This window comes from Chitinophaga cymbidii, from assembly GCF_007992715.1.
Taxonomy (GTDB): Bacteria; Bacteroidota; Bacteroidia; order Chitinophagales; family Chitinophagaceae; genus Chitinophaga; species Chitinophaga cymbidii.
The window spans coordinates 426,419-444,000 of the sequence record NZ_BKAU01000002.1 but is presented as its reverse complement, the minus strand read 5'-3'; the positions used below and the strand labels follow the sequence as shown (position 1 = coordinate 444,000).

The following is a 17,582-nucleotide window of genomic DNA, read 5'->3' as shown; positions in this document are numbered from 1 at the left end:
TGTTAATTATTATCAAAAGTACAAAACTTTCAGGAAAAAATGAAAGATTAATTAGATCAACAAAAAAGGCAGCCTCATCAAATGCGAGACTGCCTTTACGCTTATCAAACAAAAAGACTTATTTCAGTGCCATGTGCAGGGCGGCGGCCAGCAAAGCGCCGATAACGGGGCCTACGACGGGTATCCATGCGTATCCCCAATCGCTGTCCCTTTTCCCCTTGATGGGCAAAATAAAATGCGCGATGCGCGGCCCGAGGTCACGGGCGGGATTGATCGCATAACCGGTGGGGCCGCCGAGGGAAAGACCGATCGCCAGTACCAGCAAGGCAACCGGCAGAGCGTCTACCGCGCCGAGGCCCACGGGTATGGACGATAAGGATTCAAAACCGCCGGGCAGACCTTCCAGCTTGGCGAGGTTCACCTCTCCTTTCGCGATGTAGAACACCCCGAAGATGAGCACGAAGGTGCCGATGATCTCTGTCAGCAGGTTGGGAACAGTACCGCGTACGGCCGGTGCGGTACAGAATACCGCCAGCTTGCCGTCGGGATCATCTGTTGCGTCGAACTGCTGCTTGTAGGCCACCCATACCAGGCATGCGCCGAGGATGGCGCCCATCAGCTGGGCCACGAGGTATGCGGGCACCTGCGCCCATTCAATGCCGCCGGTAACGGCCAGCGCCAGTGTTACAGCGGAGTTAAGGTGCGCGCCGCTGTAAGCGCCTACGGCAAATACGCCAACGAAAACGGCCATGGCCCAACCCATTGTGATCACGATCCATCCGCCGTTCTGCCCTTTGCTTTTATTGAGTACACAGTTCGCTACCACGCCATCCCCGAGGAGGATGAGCAATGCGGTACCGATGAGTTCTGCCAGGAATGTGGACATTTTTATATCAGTTTTTTAAACGTTGTAATGATTATTGTTCCGCCCAGGCTTTCGCCGCGCGAACGGCACGGTGCCAGTCTTTCGTCAGCTGCTCGCGGGTGGCGCTGTCCATTTCCGGCACAAAACGCGCATCTTCCTGCCACTGGCTCCTGATAGTATCAATGCTATCCCAGAACCCGGTGGCCAGTCCCGCCAGGTAAGCCGCGCCCAGCGCGGTGGTTTCCGTTACCTTGGGGCGTACCACATTCGTGTCCATGATATTCGCCTGGAACTGCATCAGCAGGTTGTTGGCCGTTGCGCCGCCGTCTACCCGCAGCTCCGCGATGTTCATGCCCGCATCGGCTTCCATGGCCTGCAGCACGTCCATCGTCTGGTAGGCGATGCTGTCCAGCGCCGCCCGCGCGATGTGCGCGTCTTTTGTGCCGCGCGTCATGCCCACGATGGTGCCGCGCGCATACTGGTTCCAGTGCGGCGCGCCGAGGCCGGCGAAAGCAGGCACCAGGTAAACGCCGTCCGTATCTTTCACGGACAAAGCCAGCGCTTCCACATCGGCGGAATGGCGGATAATGCCCAGCCCGTCGCGGAGCCATTGCACCACAGCGCCGCCGATGAAAATGCTGCCTTCCAGCGCATATTGCGTTTTATCGCCGATCCGCCAAGCGATGGTGGTCAGCAGGTTGTTGCCGGACTCGATGGCCTTGTCTCCCGTATTCAGCATCATGAAACAGCCGGTGCCGTAAGTATTCTTCACCATTCCCGGCTCAATGCACATCTGGCCGAAAAGAGCGGCCTGCTGATCGCCCGCGATGCCCGCGATGGGAATCTCGTAAGGCGTGAGCGTGGCCTCGGTATGGCCGTATACCTCGCTGGACGCGCGGACTTCCGGCAGCATGCTCGCCGGGATGTTCATGAGCTTCAGCAGGCTTTCATCCCACTGTTGCGTGTGGATATTATATAACATGGTACGGGAAGCGTTGCTCACGTCCGTTACATGCAGCTTTCCCTTGGTGAAATTCCAGATCAGCCAGCTGTCTACTGTGCCGAAAGCCAGTTCCCCGGCCTCCGCGCGCTGCCGCGCGCCTTCCACGTTGTCCAGTATCCATTTTACCTTGGTGCCGGAAAAATAGGCGTCCAGGATCAGGCCCGTTTTGCTGCGGATATCATCCGCCAGCCCTTTCCCGCGCAGCTCGTCGCAATACGCGGCCGTACGGCGGTCCTGCCACACGATGGCATTATATAAAGGCTTGCCTGTTTTGCGGTCCCATACGATGGTGGTTTCCCGCTGGTTGGTGATACCGATGGCCGCGATCTTGTCGCCGCTGGTGCCGGCTTTCACGATCACTTCCGCAGCAACGCCCGCCTGTGTGGACCATATCTCGTTCGGATCATGCTCCACCCATCCCGGCTGCGGATAGATCTGTTTGAATTCTTTCTGCGCCACCGCTACAATGTTCCCCTCCTTGTCAAAGATAATAGCGCGGGAGCTGGTGGTTCCCTGGTCCAGGGCCATGATAAATTGTGCTTCCATTCGTGTACTTATATTGTTTAACGTGGTACCTAGGTTTACGAGGTAGTAAGATAGGAAGAAAATTAAAAATAAGAAAAATAAAAAAAAGAGCATGCCGGTCAGTCCGGCATGCTCTTGCAATATGATGCGTTAAAAGTTGTTACATTTTCTTGGCGTCCTCGAGGAACTTGGCCAGGCCGATGTCCGTGAGGGGGTGTTTCAGCAGGCCGAGGATGGAATCCAGCGGGCAGGTGCACACGTCGGCGCCTACTTCAGCGCACTTCACAATGTGGAGGGCGTTGCGGATGGAGGCGGCCAGGATCTCTGTTTTGAAGCCCTGTACACTGTAGATCTGTGCGATCTGCGCGATCAGTTCCACACCGTCCCAGCTGCTGTCGTCTATACGGCCGATGAAGGGAGATACGTAAGCTGCGCCGGCTTTAGCGGCCAGGATGGCTTGTCCTGCGGAGAACACCAGCGTGCAGTTGGTGCGGATACCGTTTTCAGTGAACCATTTGATGGCTTTTACACCGTCTTTTATCATCGGCACTTTCACCACGATGTTCGGGTGAATGGCGGCCAGTTTTTTACCTTCTTCCACGATGTTTGCAAAATCGGTGGAGAGTACTTCGGCGCTCACATCACCGCCTTCCACCACTTCGCAGATGGCTTCATAATGTTTCATGATGGCAGCTTCCCCTTTGATACCTTCCTTCGCCATGAGTGAAGGGTTGGTGGTAACACCGTCCAGTATCCCGAGGTCATGCGCCTCCTGTATCTGCGCAAGGTTTGCTGTATCTATAAAGAATTTCATAAAGAGAGATTAAGTATTTGTTTATGTTCAGAAACGTGTATTATTTCCCTGGTCCGAAAGATGCTCCGGGCAATTCAAATAAACCATCATACTAATTTCGGAAACAGCGGGGAGAGAGCTTTCGGCCATTCATAAAATAAAAAAATGGCAAGTTACTTATATCGCACCGCTTCAACCGCCTACCCTTGCTACATTCCTGTCCTGGGGGAGTTCAGCAGGAGCTGGTCGTATAAGACTTGCCACTGCAAAGGTAAATCAACGGATATTAATTTGCAAATAATATTCATGACTCCTTGTTATACCAGGTTGAAAGCCTGTGCAAATTTCATTACATCAAAGTTGTTCTTCAGGTTGAGCTTCGTGCGGATATTTCTTCTGTGCGTATTGGCCGTAGTGAAAGAGATGGAAAGCCGTTCTGCCATTTCCCCCGAGTTCATACCCTTTGCCATACATTTCAGTATTTCCTTTTCGCGCCGGGTGAGGGCGGCGAACATGATGCTGTTGTTCCGTAAAAAATCTACTTCATCTATCAGCCTGTTGATCTTGTCGGTCACGTGGTGCTCGGGCGCCAGCGGACTGGCAATGGTCAGCATGTGGGTGGCCTCGTTCTGCTCGTTACGGGCGAATATCTTCGTGTTGGTGGCATACAGCTGCCAGCCGTCCGCCGTACGCACCTGCTGAAAGTAGGAAGCATACTCACTGGCGGGGCTTTCCGTCAGCTCCACAACCCTGGGTTCCAGCTCAAAAGTGGCGTCCTTGTTAAAGTACCGCTCGTAATACTCTTCCTTGCTCATGTACCGGATCGTATCCAGCGTTTCCCCGAGTACCGTCAGCCCGAAAGTGTTCATATGCAGCACACGCGCCCCTTCCGGCCGTATCTCAAGAATGATGAGCGCCACGGAAAGCTCTTCTCCTATTCGCCGGATGTCGTCCAGGCGCTTTGAAAGATCAGCTGAAATGTTAGTCATCCTTATCGCAGGTTTTTGACTAAAAATAATAAAGTTTGGAATTTATACGGGTTAACAGGATTGCGGACGGCCCTTGGCACAGGAAACACGGCCGTTGTTACTGCTTCTTTTTCCGGCCGGGTTTGCGGAACAGGTCTTTTTCGTTTTCGATGATGAGGGATTCGTCTTCCGGCCCCTGTTTCACAGGCACTACCGAAGATGCATTGATCTGTTTGTTGCCGCGGTACACCGCTCTTACGGCTATTTCCTTCGTCACGCTGTCTTTCTGCGGTATCAGCAGGTCCTGCCCGATGAGCTGCCCTTCGCTGGCGTACAGCCTGACCCGCGTGGTATCCAGCGGGTAGATGCGGCCGGTATTGTAGATGCCTTCTACATTCAGGTAAAAATGAATCCCACGCTTCAGGCTGTCCGTATAATGACGGAAGCGGATGGCCGTGAGGTACGGCAGTTGCAGGAATACTTCATGCTGCCTGTTCCCCGGCTCGTCCTGCAGGGTAACCAGCAGGCGGATGCGGTAGTTGTCCGGCCGGATGGCGTTGCGGTTGAAGCGCAGCACGCCGTTGCGGCATTCGCCGTCCGGCGATTCCACCCGGATCCGGTTCCAGCTGTAATCGCCCTTTAGCAAGCCGCTGGTAGTGCGCACCGAGCTGTCCGCATACTTTATTTCCAGCCCTATCGGCGTAGTGCTGTACAATTCCGCCACGGAGGTGGAATCAAATACGGCCGTGATCCGCGCTACTTCCTTCTGTTGCGCGAAAGCCGGCAAAGCACAACACATCAGCATCATCCATTTTAACATATGCATCATTTTACGAAAACCGTTCCAAATTTAAGGATTGCAGTCCGTGGATGCGGACACTTGAAAAAAATTTCTATTTTCACGGAATTTTAGCACAACATGTCATTACCACAACATACGGATGCCACCCTCCGCTACCAGCAGCAGGTAGAAAATTCCCGGAACTATGTGCTGCCGTTCATCATGCAGGAGTTCCCGGATCTGAACGGATTGCGCGTGATGGAGATCGGCTGCGGCGAAGGCGGCGTACTGACCCCTTTCCTGGAAAAAGGCTGCCGTTGCGTGGGCGTGGACCTCTTTCCCGAAAGGATCGAACTGGCAAAAGGCTTTCTCGGCGATTATGTGAACAACGGCCAGTTGCAGCTGATCGCGAAGAATATTTATGATGTTGACTTCTTCGGGGAATTCCAGCATGCTTTCGATATTATCATCCTGAAAGACGCGATCGAGCATATACCCGATCAGGACAAACTGGTCGCCTATCTGAAAGAACTGCTGTCCCCACGTGGACAGGTGTATTTCGGTTTCCCGCCCTGGTACATGCCGCACGGCGGCCATCAGCAGATCTGCCAGAGCAGGGTGCTCAGCTTCCTCCCTTATATCCACCTCCTCCCCCGCCCGCTGTACCGCGGACTGCTGAAAGCTTTCGGGGAACACGACGGCACCATCAGGGAACTAATGGAACTGGTGGATACCGGCATTTCCATCGAACGGTTTGAAAAGATCGTGAAAGCGGCCGGGTTTGATATTACGCAACGCAAATACTATCTCATCAACCCGATCTACAAATACAAATTCAAGCTGCAGCCCAGGGAGCAATTCGGCTGGATGAAGGGGATACCGTTTGTGAGGAATTTCTTTACGACGTGTATGTATTATATGATCAGGCCGAAAAGGGGGAATTGATTTTCCAGGAAAAATTGTAACTTTGGGGGGTAATAGCATTGCTATAAAAAAATTGGACCGGGGTGTCCCCGATCGGTATAAAGCCTGACGCAAGTCGGGCTTTATATTTTATGGGTATATTTTGAGGAGGTGTACCTTACTGCTCAGCAGGTCAAATGCGGGATTTGCCCGTTCCGGCTCTATCACATGCCTGGCAATAGGATAAGCTACCAGATCTGCAAGTTGCAACCCATTTATATTTTCCCGTTTGCTTTTGAACACGATCGTCAGATTATATGCCTTCAGCGTGGCAGCACTAATATATGCCGTTCCATTTGCCAACAGCTTTTGAAAATGTTCTTCGAGCTTTTTATCCTCCCGCGTTCCCCGCCTTTCGATTATTATTTCCAGCTCTTTTCCTGCGATGTTGAGTTCATTCAGGTAATACACAACCCGTTCTACAATAAAAGAAAGTGATATTTCATAAACATCATCCGACAGCTTGCCAAAACGCATAATATATTCATTCTTCCTGATCGCTGATGCAATTACTGTGTAATTATTGTTGGCAATTACGCCATTAATTCCCTTGTAGAATTTTTCTTTCAATGCTATCTCTCATGGCCGGATAATGTTCTTCCGCCACCAAAACACCGCATAGCAGGAACACCGGGAAGCTGCCATTGATCTGCGTCAAGCCATGATCCCCGCTTTCATCCATATATAAGCAGAACTTCATAGCACCGCTTATTTTTCATTCCATATCTCCCACGACGCCTCCGCTTGCAGGATCAGCATCTCGTGCCCGTTCTTCACGGCCGCGCCGCGCGCCGCGCCTTGCTGCATGAACTGCGTTTCAGCGGGGTTGTAGACCAGGTCGTACAATAAATGATCTTCGTTGATAAAATGATAAGGGATCGGCGGAGCTTCCGCTACGTTGGGATACATGCCCAGTGGAGTTGTATTGATGATCAGCGGATGGGCGTCCATGATCTCTTTGCTGATAGCTTCGTAGCCGATAGTGCCGTTGCAATACTTACGGCTGACTTCGGTATAGGTGATGCCAAGCTGCTGCAATGCGAACTTCACAGCTTTGGCGGCGCCGCCGGCGCCGAGGATCAGCGCTTTGGTGTGCTGCGGTTTCAGCAGCGGCTCGAGCGAGCGCCGGAAACCTGTCACATCGGTGTTATGCCCTTTCAGCCGGCCATCTTTCAGGCGTACGCAATTCACCGCGCCGATGGCTTGTGCGGCTTCGCTCAGCTCATCGAGGAAAGGGATCACCACCTGTTTGTAAGGGATGGTTACGTTCAGCCCTTCCAGTTGGGGATGTTCTTTCCACAACAACGGGAACTGGCCGATGTCCGGGATGGGGAAATTTTCATACCGGCATCCGGTGATACCTTCTTTTTCAAACTTTTCGGTGAAGAACCCTTTTGAAAAAGAATGGGAAAGCGGAAAACCGATGAGACCGAATAAACGCATGGTATGCTGTTACAGGCCGGGCATGGCGCCCGGCCGGATGTGATGTTTTATGCTTTGTCCAGGAAAAGATGGAACGTATCGCCGCGAAGGCCCACGCGCATCGCTTCCAGGGGAATGACCTCATTCGGCGCGAGGTTACCGAGGTTGGCGTTGCAGCCTACCAGCTCCAGGAAGTACAGCTGCTGATCTTTCTGCGGCGCTTCCCAGATGATCTTCTCCGCGGGTATCTGCGTAAGTATTTCCTGCACCAGCCCTTCCCGCACTTCGCCGGAACCGCGGTAGATGCCCACGTTCCCGCCTTCGCGCGCTTCAGCGATCACGTAAGTGGCGCCGGCGGAAAGCTCCGCGCGCATCAGCTCGATCCATTTATAAGGAGGAATGATATGCTCTGCATCTTTTGATCCTACTTCACTGAGCACCAGTCCATGTTTGGTAAGCTTTTCGATGTAGCCGCATTTTTCAGCGTGCGGAATGGTGATGGAGCCGTCGGAAACTTCCATATAGCTGATCCCGTAGTCCTTGATCGTTTTCACATATTCATCGAACTGGTTGCGGATCAGGAACGCTTCAAACAAGGTTCCGCCAAAGTATACAGGGATGTTGGCCGACTGGTATAGTTCAATTTTCTGACGAAGGTTGGGCGTTACGAACGAGGTCCCGAAACCGAGCTTGATAATGTCTATGTGTGGCGAGGCGGCGGATAGAAAGTTTTTGGCTTCTTCTACGCTCAAGCCTTTGTCCATGACCATGGTCAATCCATGGGTACGGGGCCTGGTGGTCCTTTCGGGAATTTGCGTCAGATTAAAATTCATTTTTGCACGGTTTTATTCTTCTTAATGGTCATTTCCACCAAACGTTGGATTGGTTAAGTTGGCCTGTTTTTAAAATGTTGAACAATTTAGAAAACCGCCGCAAAAATAAGAAGTAATCTTTTAGAAAGTGAATTTTAACGTTTCCGCCTGTACCGGGCTACCAGTTCCACCACGCTGATGTGCTGAAGGATCGAGGGATCGAGGTCCACCAGCTTTTTTACCTGCCGGGGATGCAGCTGCAATGCGGTTTCCAGGTGTAACAGCCCTTCCTTGGTCCTGCCCATGGCAATGAGCATGGCGGCCCTGTAGAACATGAACACGGGCTTGCGGCCGATCTTGGCTTCGGCGGCTTCCAGCTGGGTAAGGGCTTCTTCCACGTGGCCGGCCACATACAGGCCGCGGACCAGCTCTTTCCAGGCCAGCGCGCTGCTCGGGCGAAGGCGTACGGCGTTGAGGAAAAACACCAGCGCTTCCTTGTCGCTTCCTATCTGGAGGTAACACTGGCCGATGGTGATATTGTATTCCACGCTCTGTTTGTTGATGCGGAGCGCGGACTGGAGGGACTTGATGGCGCAATCCCAGTTCTCTTCCGTCATGTACGCTTTCGCGATCTTGAGGTAGAGCTTGTCGTCATTGGGACTGAGGTGCGAAGCCTTGCGGTAGTAATAGCGGGCCTGGGTGAACTTGCGCATCTTTTCGTAGCAGTGGCCGATGGCTTCGTAGATCACATCTTCCGGCTTGGCTACTTCCAGGTGCTTCTGCAATACTTCAATGGCTTCGTTGTACTTACGCAGATGAATATACGCATCGCCCATGTTGCGGTAGGCGTAATCGAACTTTTCATCTATCACTACGGCATACTGGTAGGCGTCTACCGCCTTTTCGTAGAGTTTCAGGCCCTGGTAGGCGGTGCCGAGGTTGAACCAGGCGAGCTGGTTATAGGGGTGGTCGTTAATGATCTTCGTATGCAGGCGGATGCTTTCTTCGTTCCGGCCGGTGAACTCCGTCCAGAAGCAGATCTTGTGCAGGGCCTCCTCATTATTGGGATCGAAGTCCAGCAGCATTTTCAGGCAATCGAACACCTTTTCGAACTCCTCCCAGTCGTCGTACACGTCCGCCAGCTCCAGCAGCAGGTCTGTACGATCTTCCCCTTCGAACATGCCGATCTGTTCTTCCAGGAGGGCGGCGGCTTTCTCGTGCTGGTTCATGGCCAGATACACGTCTGTTTTCAGAATATAGAGGTTGATATCGTTACTGTCCAGCAATGCGGCTTTTTCCAGCAGCGCCAGGGCTTCACGGTATTTTTTGGTTTCTATGAGAAGGGCTGATTTTTTCAGAAGCAGTGCGGAGGAGAAGGGGAACTGCTCGATGGCGATCTCAACGGCCTGGAGGGCATTGTTAAGCTCGTCGTGTTCATCATAGTAGTCGATGATCTGTTCGAAAGAGTCCTCATCCAGAAAGGAATGCGAGCGCCCCTCCTTTAGATTTTCAAATTGCTGAAGCAGGTCCCTCAAATCTTCAAAATCCTCATTAAACTCGTTAAATGATGGGAAGTCGTGATTCATTAATGTAAATATATGGGATTTTAGTGCTGTCACCAAACAGCCGCCTATCTCACCGTTTATGTATTTTTTAACATTTTATTAAGATAACTTTGTATTTTGCATTAAGATTCCGTTATGATAGATAATTTTTTCGTATATTTGCAGTACAATGAAGAAGATAAATAACATAATTCACACGTTTTCATTGTCTTGCCTCATGGTAAGTGCTTTATTCGTGCTTGCACTTAGCGTGAAAGCCAATGATCTGGGCATCAATCCGGATGATAACAACGATGACAAGGTAAAAAAGACGGAAAACCGTTTCTCCCTTGGCACCAACACCAGCATGCCCAAAACAAACCTGAGCCTTGACGCCGGTTTTACAGCTAGTGGTATCCTGAAGACCTCATTCAACCTGAGTTCTAAAAATACCGTAAATGTTAAGTCTGTAATGACTTACAAAAAAGGTAATGTTACTTATATCGTTCCTTACAATGTAAATGTAAGCGTACAAGCGGCAGAGCCCAACATGCGGTACCACCAGGTACAGATTAAACTGCCGTTCAGAAAAGGTTAAGGATATTTTGAAAGAGATTTTCGAAAAGCCGTATCGGATCCGCGATGCGGCTTTTTTGTTGCCCAGGGGTCGCGTTGCGGCTTTTTTTGTTGGCCGGATTCGCGTTATCGCTTTTGCTGGCCGGGTTTGTAATACGGCTTTTTGCTGGCGGGGTTTGCGTTACTACTTTTTTTGTTGACCGGATTCGCGTTACCGCTTTTGCTAGCCTGATTCGTGATACGGCTTTTTTTGTTGAAGCGCCTCCCCTCAAAATAAAAACCTGCACAGAAAGAACAGTGTTTCCGCCCTTTTTGTAAATTTATGCTGTTGCAGTTATCAGCTGCTGTCTTAGTTGTTTATGCGTGAAACCAATGATATAGCTTTATTGGCGTTATTGAAAGACGGGGATGAAACTGCTTTTGCCGAAATCTACAACCATTACTGGGAGCGGCTGTATTTCATGGCGCACAAGCGCCTGCAATCAGCACAGGATGCGGAAGAAATCGTTCAACAGGTTTTCCTCACGCTCTGGCACAAAAGAAACTCACTCGTCATTCAATCCCTCCCCTTTTACCTGGCCGCCATGGTGCGATACGCCATTTACCGGCACCTCGCGCAACGTCAGCGTAAAAAGGAGCAGTCCAGCACTCTGCAGGCCGTAACCGGCGAACAGCTGCCCGCTTTTGATATCGACAACAAATTTCTGCTGGACATACTGAACAAGCTGGCTAACGAACTGCCCGACAAACACCGCATCGTTTTTCTGCAGCACAAGCTGCTGGACCGGCCCCTGGAAGAGGTGGCCGGGGAACTGGGCGTATCCGTACGCACCGCCGAAGGGTACGTTGCCCGCGTGATGCAGATCATGCGCCAGAAACGGGACTACCTCACCCTGGCCATGGTTTTTATGCTGATCAAATAACCCCGCATTTTTTTTCTCCTTTTTTGCGTGTGAATTCCACCGGCAGGTCTCTATTATATAAAGGCCCGCTTTAATTGCACTCAATGGATACAGAGCAGATCAGTGTTTTGGCAAAGAAATACCTGGACGGCAACGCTACCGCGGCCGAACAGGAGGCGCTGCACAATTGGTACGATCACGTGAACGGGGGCGATACCGAAGTAGTGGTAGGTGCACAGCAGGATACGCTGGAAGGAACAGGAGCGCGGATGCTGCGGCAAATGCAGGAGCAGATCGCGCGGGACAAACAGGCCGCGCCGGCCCGCGTAGTGACCTTGCGCCGGAAGTGGCTGCCCTGGGTGGCAGCCGCATGCATCATGGCAGCCGCCGGTATTTTCCTGCTAAAGCAGCCGGAGCGGCCTCGGCAGACAACCGCTACGGCGCCCGCACCGCCGCCCGCGAGCAACAAGGCCATCCTCACCCTCGGCAACGGCACCGTGGTGGACCTCAGCGCCAGCGGTGACGGCACCATCGCGGAGCAGGGCGGCACCAACGTGAAAAAGCAACAGGCACTGCTGATATATGATGCCGGCAGCGGCAAGGCTAAACCGTCCATCAACAAATTGTCCGTTCCCAAAGGCAGCACCTATCAGCTGGTACTGCCGGACGGCACCAGGGTATGGCTGAACGCCGCCAGCAAACTGCAATTCCCCACCGCCTTCAACGGTGCAGAACGCCTGGTGGAGCTGGACGGTGAAGGTTATTTTGAAGTAGCCGGGGATGCGGAGAAACCTTTTATTGTTACAGCAGCCGGCCTTCGGGTGGAAGTGCTGGGCACGCATTTCAACGTCAGGGCTTACCTGGAAGAACCGACCATCAACACCACTCTCCTGGAAGGAAGCGTGAAAATTGTAACGTCGAACGGAAAAAGCAGCCTGCTGAAACCCGGGGACCAGGCGAAAGTAGGCGCCGGTCAGGATATCCGCATCATACCCGATACAGACGTGTACCAGGCCATTGCATGGAAAGAAGGGTTCTTTGCCTTCAGGAACGAAAATATCGCCACCATACTCCGGGAAATAAGCCGGTGGTATGATGTGGACATCACATATGAAAAAGCAGTTACGCGCCGCCGGTTTACCGGGAAGGTATCGCGCAGCTACAGTCTTTCCGAAACGCTCTCCATACTGGAAGCCAGCGACCTGCACTTCAGGCAGGAACAAAACAGGATCATCGTTTTACCATAAAAACCAAAAAACCAGATCGCCAGAAATCAAAAGAACCACTAAATCGTACACCAGCTTCTGAAAGAATTTTATTAAATCATTAACCAACCAGTTTTATGATCTCAACTACCTATTGCCCGCAGCGGCAAGGCAGGTCATGCCTATCAACCAAATCAGGGCTAAGCCCGTTCACAAAAAGATTAATTACTGTGAAGCTGTCCATCATCATTTTATTACTCGGCGCCATGCATGTAAGCGCCGCCGTATCCGCGCAAAAGATCACCATCTCACGGGAGAACGCGCCACTGGAAAAGATCCTTGGGGAAATAGAACGGCAAAGCGGGTACCAGGTCTGGTACGAGGAAGGAACGTTGCCTTCCGGCGCCGTGGTGAACGTTGCCATCAAGGACGCCACGCTGGAAGAGGCGCTCAACGCCTGCCTCAGCGGCCAGCATCTCAAATGGACCGTTATCAGGAAAACCATCGTGCTTAAAAAAGATGCTGCCCTGCCCTTCCTGCCGCAGCCGCCGGAAAAGATACGCGGCGTGGTGAAAGATGCCGTGTCCGGCGAGCCGATGCCCGGCGCCAGCGTGCAGATCAGGGGCACGTCCAAAGCCACCGTCACCAACGCCAGCGGCGAGTTCGAACTGGAAACGGATGCCAGGGAAGTAATGCTGGACGTATCTTTCGTGGGCTATGAAAGCCAGCTGGTAAAAGCATCCGGCAAACGCTCCGTGACCATCCTGCTGATCGTTTCCACATCAAAACTGGAAGAGCTGATCATCACCGGTTATTCCGCCAAGAAAACAGGCGAGCTTACCGGCGCGGTGCAGAAGATCAGCGGAGAAACGCTCCGCAAAGGCATTACCACGTCCGACCCGGTTTCCCTGCTGAAAGGGCGCGCCACCGGCCTCTACATCTCCGAACAGGGCGCGGGCGACCCCACCAGCGCCGGCGGCCAGATATTTGTCCGCGGCCAGAGCAGCGTAGTGGGCGTGGGGGTAGACCAGTATAACGAATTTGTGATGCCCACACAGAACTACGGACCGCTGCTGGTGCTGGACGGCGTGATCATGCCCAACCAGAACCTGAAAGAACTGGTCAATGTACAGGACATCGATAACCTCACCATCCTGAAAGATGCCGCGGCCACCGCGATCTACGGCTCACGCGCCGCCGCGGGTGTTATTGTTGTGACCACCAAGAAAGGCATGATCGGCAAACCGCAGATGCTGGCGGAAGTGAAATACGGGATCAATCAGCCCAACCGCGGCTCCACGCGGTTCCTCTCCGGCCCCGAGCTGTACGACCTGCAAAAACGCTACTACACGGAAGACTACCGCGTGAACAACGGCAGCCTCGCGCCGCAATATCCCACGCTGGAAGACTACCTGGATGACCGCCTGCCGGACATGGCAGACGTGCAGAACAGCTACGACTGGCAGAAGTATGCTTTTATCCGCAGCAACACCAAGGAAGTCAATCTCTCCGCCCGGGGAGGTACTGAAAACAGCCGCTACTACATAGGTGGCACTTACTACGATGAGCAGTCCACCGGCGTGAACAACGGCCTGAAACGCGGCACCTTCCGCGTGAACCTGGAAAACAGGCTCACCAAAAGGCTGACCACCAACATATCGCTCAACGGAATTTTTGATAAGGGTACAAGAGAAAATTCCAACAGCGGCACTTTTCTGTACGGCATGATTCCCTGGGTCAACCCGTATAACGCGGACGGCTCTCCGAAACCGTTCCTGGAGTACAAAATGAACGGAAGAATGCAGAAAAGGGAAAATCCCATCTTTGAAAACCAGTTCAACTACATGCACCTCAAAGCACAGCGCTTCAACGGCTCTATCAAGGCGGACTACAGGTTTACGGACTGGCTGAGCTTTTCCAGCACCAATTCCGCCAATCTCAATTATACCAAAGACGAACGGTATATAGATGTCAGAAGTTTTGCCGGCTCCGGAACCACCACTTCCTCCAAAGGTTTCCTCGGCACCAATACCAACCAGATACAGTCATTCCTCACCTCCAACCAGCTGAATTTCCAGAAGGCATTCGGCAGTCACTCCCTGCGCGCACTGGTAGCCACGGAATACGGCCGCACGAAAATGGAAAACATCCTGGTGAACGTGAACAACGTAAGGGCCGGATACCCGGTGATAACACTGGGCAGGCAGATCGGCAACCGTTATGATTACTCGATCTACGGCATTCCTACTACCAAGAACGGCAATGTTGAAGGCGGCAAGGAAGACCGCGCTTCTTTCTCCGCTTTTGGTGAAGCGGGATACACCTATGACAACCGCTACAGCGTGAGCGCTTCCCTGCGGACGGATGCGTCCAGCAGCTTCGGGGCGGACAAGCGGTACGGCACCTTCTATTCCCTAGGCGGCGCCTGGGTGATCAGCAACGAACGTTTTGCCGACAGGCTCGGTTTCCTGACCAACCTGAAGCTGCGCAGCAACTACGGCACCAGCGGCTCGCAGTTGGGCGACAACTTCCTCACCAGCACACTCTACGATCCCCGCTATACCTACAGCATGCAGCCGGGCGCGATCATCACCGTGCTCGCCAATCCGGACCTGCAATGGGAGATCACCAAAACTTTCAGCGCGGGTGTGGACTTCGGCCTGTTCAACAAAGTGACCGCCAGCGTGGACTACTATCACCGCCGCTCGGAAGACCTTTTGCAGAAAGTGACCCTGTCCGCCATCAGCGGCTTCCCCACACAATGGCAGAACGTAGCCACCGTGCAGAACAAGGGATGGGAAGTGCTGATCAATTCAGACAATATCACCGGCAAGAACTTCCAGTGGAACACCTCTTTCAACATCAGCTTCAACAGGAACAAGATCATCAACGTAGCCAACGACTCTCTGCGGCAAGGCTTCTATAACGCCAACAGCTTTTATCTTTTCCCCGGCGATGATATCAATTCACTGAAAGCCGTTAAATATGCCGGCGTAGATCCCGAAACCGGCAAGCCCCGCTTCGAAAAGCTGATCTTCGACGACAAGGGGCAGGTAGCGGGCGTTACCTACGTGAATACGATGGATGAAGTGGGCGCCGCCGCCGACCCGCGGCAGTTCCAGTATATCGGCAACTTCCAGCCGAAATTCTTCGGCGGCCTCACCAACAACTTCACCTACAAGAATTTCTCCCTGAACGTGCTCATCACTTTTGCATACGGATATGTAATCACGGACGACCTGGCTGAACAGAACCAGGGCTCCAATATCACCAGTTACAACCAGCTCGCCTACCGCAAGCACCAGAAGCAATGGACCACACCGGGGCAGACGGACGCTACAGAGCCGGAGCTTTACACGCATGCCAACACCGATTACTTCGGTTCCAGCAAATACATGCACGATGGCAGCCATGCCCGCCTGCGCACCGTTCGCCTGGGATATGACTTACCGAAACCATGGCTGCGGAAACTGGGCATCTCGCAAGCCAATTTTTACGTTAGCGGCGATAACCTGTACACGCTCTATTCCAGAGAGATCATCTCCTCCGATCCGGAAGGGCCCTCTGTTGGACAGGCGCAGGATTTCGGCGGCTCCATCGGTTCCGGGATAGGCATCCCGCGGCGCTATGTGTTCGGTTTACAAGTCGGGTTTTAATTTTTTGAGCTTCAAATTTGGAAAGATGAAACCGAGCATGGGCTATGTTAATGCGAGGTTCCATCTGGCCCGTAAAAAATAAATATTAACAGATGAAATACACTATCATACTTATTATGACCGGCCTGCTGGCAACCGCCTGCAACAAGCAGATAGACAGCGTACGGCCATTGACGAAGATCGACAAGGAAGGGGAACTGGCATCACTGGCAGGTATCGAAGAAACAACGGTCGGCAATTACGCCCTGCTGCAAGGCAGCGGCTTCAACAGCTTCGATGTGCCTATGCACGATTTTGCGGAAAGCCGCGGCAACAACGTGACGCTGCAAAACTGGACGCCTGTGAGCAAGACCACCGACGCTTTCTTCTTCCGGAACAGCAACGGCCCCACACTGGGCAACAACGTTGATTTCTACCGCGGAGCCTACCAGGTCATCGTAAGCGTGAACACCACGCTCGAAGGCATTGCCGCATTGGAAGGCACCACCTTTTCCTCGCTCACGGATGCTGAAAAAGACAGGTTCCTGTATGCCAGGGGAGAAAATCATTTCCTTCGCGCGCTCGTTTACTTCAACCTCGTGCGCGTATACGGCAAACCCTATTACCAGGCCGCCGGTGAAAATCCCGGCGTGATCCTCAAAACCAGCAGCGACATCAAGGACGTGCCGGAAAGAGGCACGGTAAAAGAAGCATACGACCTCATCATCAGCGACCTGAAAACCGCGGCTCAATTGATGAAAGCGCCCGTCACCAAAACCAACGCCTTCGGCAGCACCGCCGCCGCATGGTCGCTCCTCTCCCGCGTATACCTCTACATGGGCGGCAGCATTGCCGATCCGGACGATACCGCCAATGAGCTGGCGATCGTGTACGCGGACAGCGTGATAGATCATACCGCCGGAAAATATACATTGCTGCAAAACGACGCCTATCGCAAAATGTTCGGAGACGATGAGTTCGGGGATATCGGCCGCGCCAACGGCACTACTAACAAAGAACTGATCTTCGCATACGATAATGCTTCCGGCGGCAGCTCCATCGGCCAGTTTTATCACTTCGATCTCACCTACGGCGTGGGCGCTACTTTCCTGCCTTCCGCCAGCTTTAAAAACCTGTTGGCGCCGAACGATATCAGGGGTGCTTTCCTGAAGCTGAATCCCAATTCCGGCTTCGTGGAAACCACCAAATACCTCGTGCTGAACGAGGCCTGGCTGACCCGCGCGCCATACGTTTTCTTCCGCCTCGCGGAGCTGTACCTCAACAGGGCGGAAGCATACGCCAAACTTGGCAATACCGCCAAAGCAAAAGAAAACCTGAAAGCCATTCACACCCGCGCAGGATTGCCCGCGGCTGATATCGACAACCTCGCCGCGCAGGACGTGCTGGCCGCCGTGCTGAAAGAAAGAAGAATAGAACTGGCCTTTGAAGGGCATAACAGCTTCGACTATTTCCGCAACGGCCTGCCCATGACCAGAACCGCGGAAGACAATAACGGAACGGCCATGACCATTGAGCCCACCGATCCGAAAGTAGTATTTGAAATTCCTAATGATTAATTGAACCAGCC

General features: G+C 52.8%; 16 protein-coding genes and 1 other RNA gene. 6 read left to right on the top strand and 11 right to left on the bottom strand.

Features of this window, described 5'->3' with window-relative positions; genetic code table 11:
- Positions 1–118: 118 nt before the first annotated feature.
- The 6 genes from CCY01nite_RS12995 to CCY01nite_RS12970 all read right to left on the bottom strand — a co-directional run bounded on the left by CCY01nite_RS12995 (position 119) and on the right by CCY01nite_RS12970 (position 4,974).
- On the bottom strand, positions 119–886 hold the full coding sequence (locus CCY01nite_RS12995; protein WP_146862106.1) for an MIP/aquaporin family protein: 768 nt from the start codon (positions 884–886) through the stop codon (positions 119–121).
- Between the two features lie 31 nt (positions 887–917).
- The gene (gene glpK, locus CCY01nite_RS12990) at positions 918–2,414 is read right to left on the bottom strand and encodes a glycerol kinase GlpK (protein WP_146862103.1); all 1,497 of its coding nucleotides are present in this window, start codon (positions 2,412–2,414) and stop codon (positions 918–920) included.
- A gap of 139 nt (positions 2,415–2,553) precedes the next feature.
- Positions 2,554–3,207, bottom strand: a complete 654-nt coding sequence (gene fsa / locus CCY01nite_RS12985) for a fructose-6-phosphate aldolase (protein WP_146862100.1) — start codon at positions 3,205–3,207, stop codon at positions 2,554–2,556.
- A 142-nt stretch (positions 3,208–3,349) separates the two neighbouring features.
- An RNA gene (ffs, locus tag CCY01nite_RS12980) (signal recognition particle sRNA small type) lies at positions 3,350–3,449 on the bottom strand.
- Positions 3,450–3,503: 54 nt separating this feature from the next.
- Positions 3,504–4,175, bottom strand: coding sequence for a response regulator transcription factor (locus CCY01nite_RS12975; RefSeq protein ID WP_146862096.1), 672 nt, complete (start codon positions 4,173–4,175; stop codon positions 3,504–3,506).
- Between the two features lie 97 nt (positions 4,176–4,272).
- On the bottom strand, positions 4,273–4,974 hold the full coding sequence (locus tag CCY01nite_RS12970) for a hypothetical protein (RefSeq protein ID WP_146862093.1): 702 nt from the start codon (positions 4,972–4,974) through the stop codon (positions 4,273–4,275).
- Positions 4,975–5,073: 99 nt separating this feature from the next.
- Between CCY01nite_RS12970 and CCY01nite_RS12965 the strand changes: the two genes are divergently transcribed.
- Positions 5,074–5,880, top strand: coding sequence for a class I SAM-dependent methyltransferase (locus tag CCY01nite_RS12965; protein ID WP_146862090.1), 807 nt, complete (start codon positions 5,074–5,076; stop codon positions 5,878–5,880).
- A gap of 108 nt (positions 5,881–5,988) precedes the next feature.
- Here CCY01nite_RS12965 and CCY01nite_RS12960 read toward each other — a convergent pair whose 3' ends face one another.
- The 5 genes from CCY01nite_RS12960 to CCY01nite_RS12945 all read right to left on the bottom strand — a co-directional run bounded on the left by CCY01nite_RS12960 (position 5,989) and on the right by CCY01nite_RS12945 (position 9,718).
- Entirely contained in the window at positions 5,989–6,468 is a 480-nt protein-coding gene (locus CCY01nite_RS12960; RefSeq protein WP_222614382.1) for a DUF3800 domain-containing protein, read from the bottom strand.
- Entirely contained in the window at positions 6,440–6,598 is a 159-nt protein-coding gene (locus CCY01nite_RS26760; RefSeq protein ID WP_222614381.1) for a DUF3800 domain-containing protein, read from the bottom strand. The genes CCY01nite_RS12960 and CCY01nite_RS26760 overlap by 29 nt, the downstream gene beginning before the upstream one ends.
- 8 nt (positions 6,599–6,606) lie before the next feature.
- A complete protein-coding gene (locus CCY01nite_RS12955) occupies positions 6,607–7,341 on the bottom strand; it encodes a shikimate dehydrogenase family protein (protein WP_146862087.1) in 735 nt (244 codons plus the stop codon).
- 47 nt (positions 7,342–7,388) lie between these two features.
- Positions 7,389–8,153 (bottom strand): phosphosulfolactate synthase, encoded by a 765-nt coding sequence (locus tag CCY01nite_RS12950; RefSeq protein WP_146862084.1) that lies wholly within the window; start codon positions 8,151–8,153, stop codon positions 7,389–7,391.
- A 134-nt stretch (positions 8,154–8,287) separates the two neighbouring features.
- Entirely contained in the window at positions 8,288–9,718 is a 1,431-nt protein-coding gene (locus tag CCY01nite_RS12945) for a tetratricopeptide repeat protein (protein ID WP_146862081.1), read from the bottom strand.
- A gap of 148 nt (positions 9,719–9,866) precedes the next feature.
- Here CCY01nite_RS12945 and CCY01nite_RS12940 point away from each other — a divergent pair, with 148 nt between their 5' ends.
- From CCY01nite_RS12940 to CCY01nite_RS12920, 5 genes are all read left to right on the top strand, one after another.
- Complete coding sequence (locus CCY01nite_RS12940) at positions 9,867–10,274, top strand: hypothetical protein (protein ID WP_146862078.1); 408 nt, start codon at positions 9,867–9,869, stop codon at positions 10,272–10,274.
- A 337-nt stretch (positions 10,275–10,611) separates the two neighbouring features.
- Positions 10,612–11,175 (top strand): RNA polymerase sigma factor, encoded by a 564-nt coding sequence (locus CCY01nite_RS12935; RefSeq protein WP_146862075.1) that lies wholly within the window; start codon positions 10,612–10,614, stop codon positions 11,173–11,175.
- A gap of 83 nt (positions 11,176–11,258) precedes the next feature.
- Positions 11,259–12,401, top strand: coding sequence for a FecR family protein (locus CCY01nite_RS12930; protein ID WP_146862072.1), 1,143 nt, complete (start codon positions 11,259–11,261; stop codon positions 12,399–12,401).
- Between the two features lie 188 nt (positions 12,402–12,589).
- Entirely contained in the window at positions 12,590–16,015 is a 3,426-nt protein-coding gene (locus CCY01nite_RS12925; protein ID WP_186831033.1) for a SusC/RagA family TonB-linked outer membrane protein, read from the top strand.
- A gap of 92 nt (positions 16,016–16,107) precedes the next feature.
- Positions 16,108–17,571: a RagB/SusD family nutrient uptake outer membrane protein gene (locus tag CCY01nite_RS12920; RefSeq protein WP_146862066.1), complete on the top strand. Its 1,464-nt coding sequence runs from the start codon at positions 16,108–16,110 to the stop codon at positions 17,569–17,571.
- Positions 17,572–17,582 lie beyond the last annotated feature (11 nt).

Excerpts from the sequence above, each read along its gene's own strand:
- CCY01nite_RS12995 (WP_146862106.1), bottom strand. The coding sequence starts at position 886 with ATGTCCACATTCCTGGCAGAACTCATCGGTACCGCATTGCTCATCCTC.
- glpK (WP_146862103.1), bottom strand. The coding sequence starts at position 2,414 with ATGGAAGCACAATTTATCATGGCCCTGGACCAGGGAACCACCAGCTCC.
- fsa (WP_146862100.1), bottom strand. The coding sequence starts at position 3,207 with ATGAAATTCTTTATAGATACAGCAAACCTTGCGCAGATACAGGAGGCG.
- CCY01nite_RS12975 (WP_146862096.1), bottom strand. The coding sequence starts at position 4,175 with ATGACTAACATTTCAGCTGATCTTTCAAAGCGCCTGGACGACATCCGG.
- CCY01nite_RS12970 (WP_146862093.1), bottom strand. The coding sequence starts at position 4,974 with ATGTTAAAATGGATGATGCTGATGTGTTGTGCTTTGCCGGCTTTCGCG.
- CCY01nite_RS12965 (WP_146862090.1), top strand. The coding sequence starts at position 5,074 with ATGTCATTACCACAACATACGGATGCCACCCTCCGCTACCAGCAGCAG.
- CCY01nite_RS26760 (WP_222614381.1), bottom strand. The coding sequence starts at position 6,598 with ATGAAGTTCTGCTTATATATGGATGAAAGCGGGGATCATGGCTTGACG.
- CCY01nite_RS12955 (WP_146862087.1), bottom strand. The coding sequence starts at position 7,341 with ATGCGTTTATTCGGTCTCATCGGTTTTCCGCTTTCCCATTCTTTTTCA.
- CCY01nite_RS12950 (WP_146862084.1), bottom strand. The coding sequence starts at position 8,153 with ATGAATTTTAATCTGACGCAAATTCCCGAAAGGACCACCAGGCCCCGT.
- CCY01nite_RS12945 (WP_146862081.1), bottom strand. The coding sequence starts at position 9,718 with ATGAATCACGACTTCCCATCATTTAACGAGTTTAATGAGGATTTTGAA.
- CCY01nite_RS12940 (WP_146862078.1), top strand. The coding sequence starts at position 9,867 with ATGAAGAAGATAAATAACATAATTCACACGTTTTCATTGTCTTGCCTC.
- CCY01nite_RS12935 (WP_146862075.1), top strand. The coding sequence starts at position 10,612 with ATGCGTGAAACCAATGATATAGCTTTATTGGCGTTATTGAAAGACGGG.
- CCY01nite_RS12930 (WP_146862072.1), top strand. The coding sequence starts at position 11,259 with ATGGATACAGAGCAGATCAGTGTTTTGGCAAAGAAATACCTGGACGGC.
- CCY01nite_RS12920 (WP_146862066.1), top strand. The coding sequence starts at position 16,108 with ATGAAATACACTATCATACTTATTATGACCGGCCTGCTGGCAACCGCC.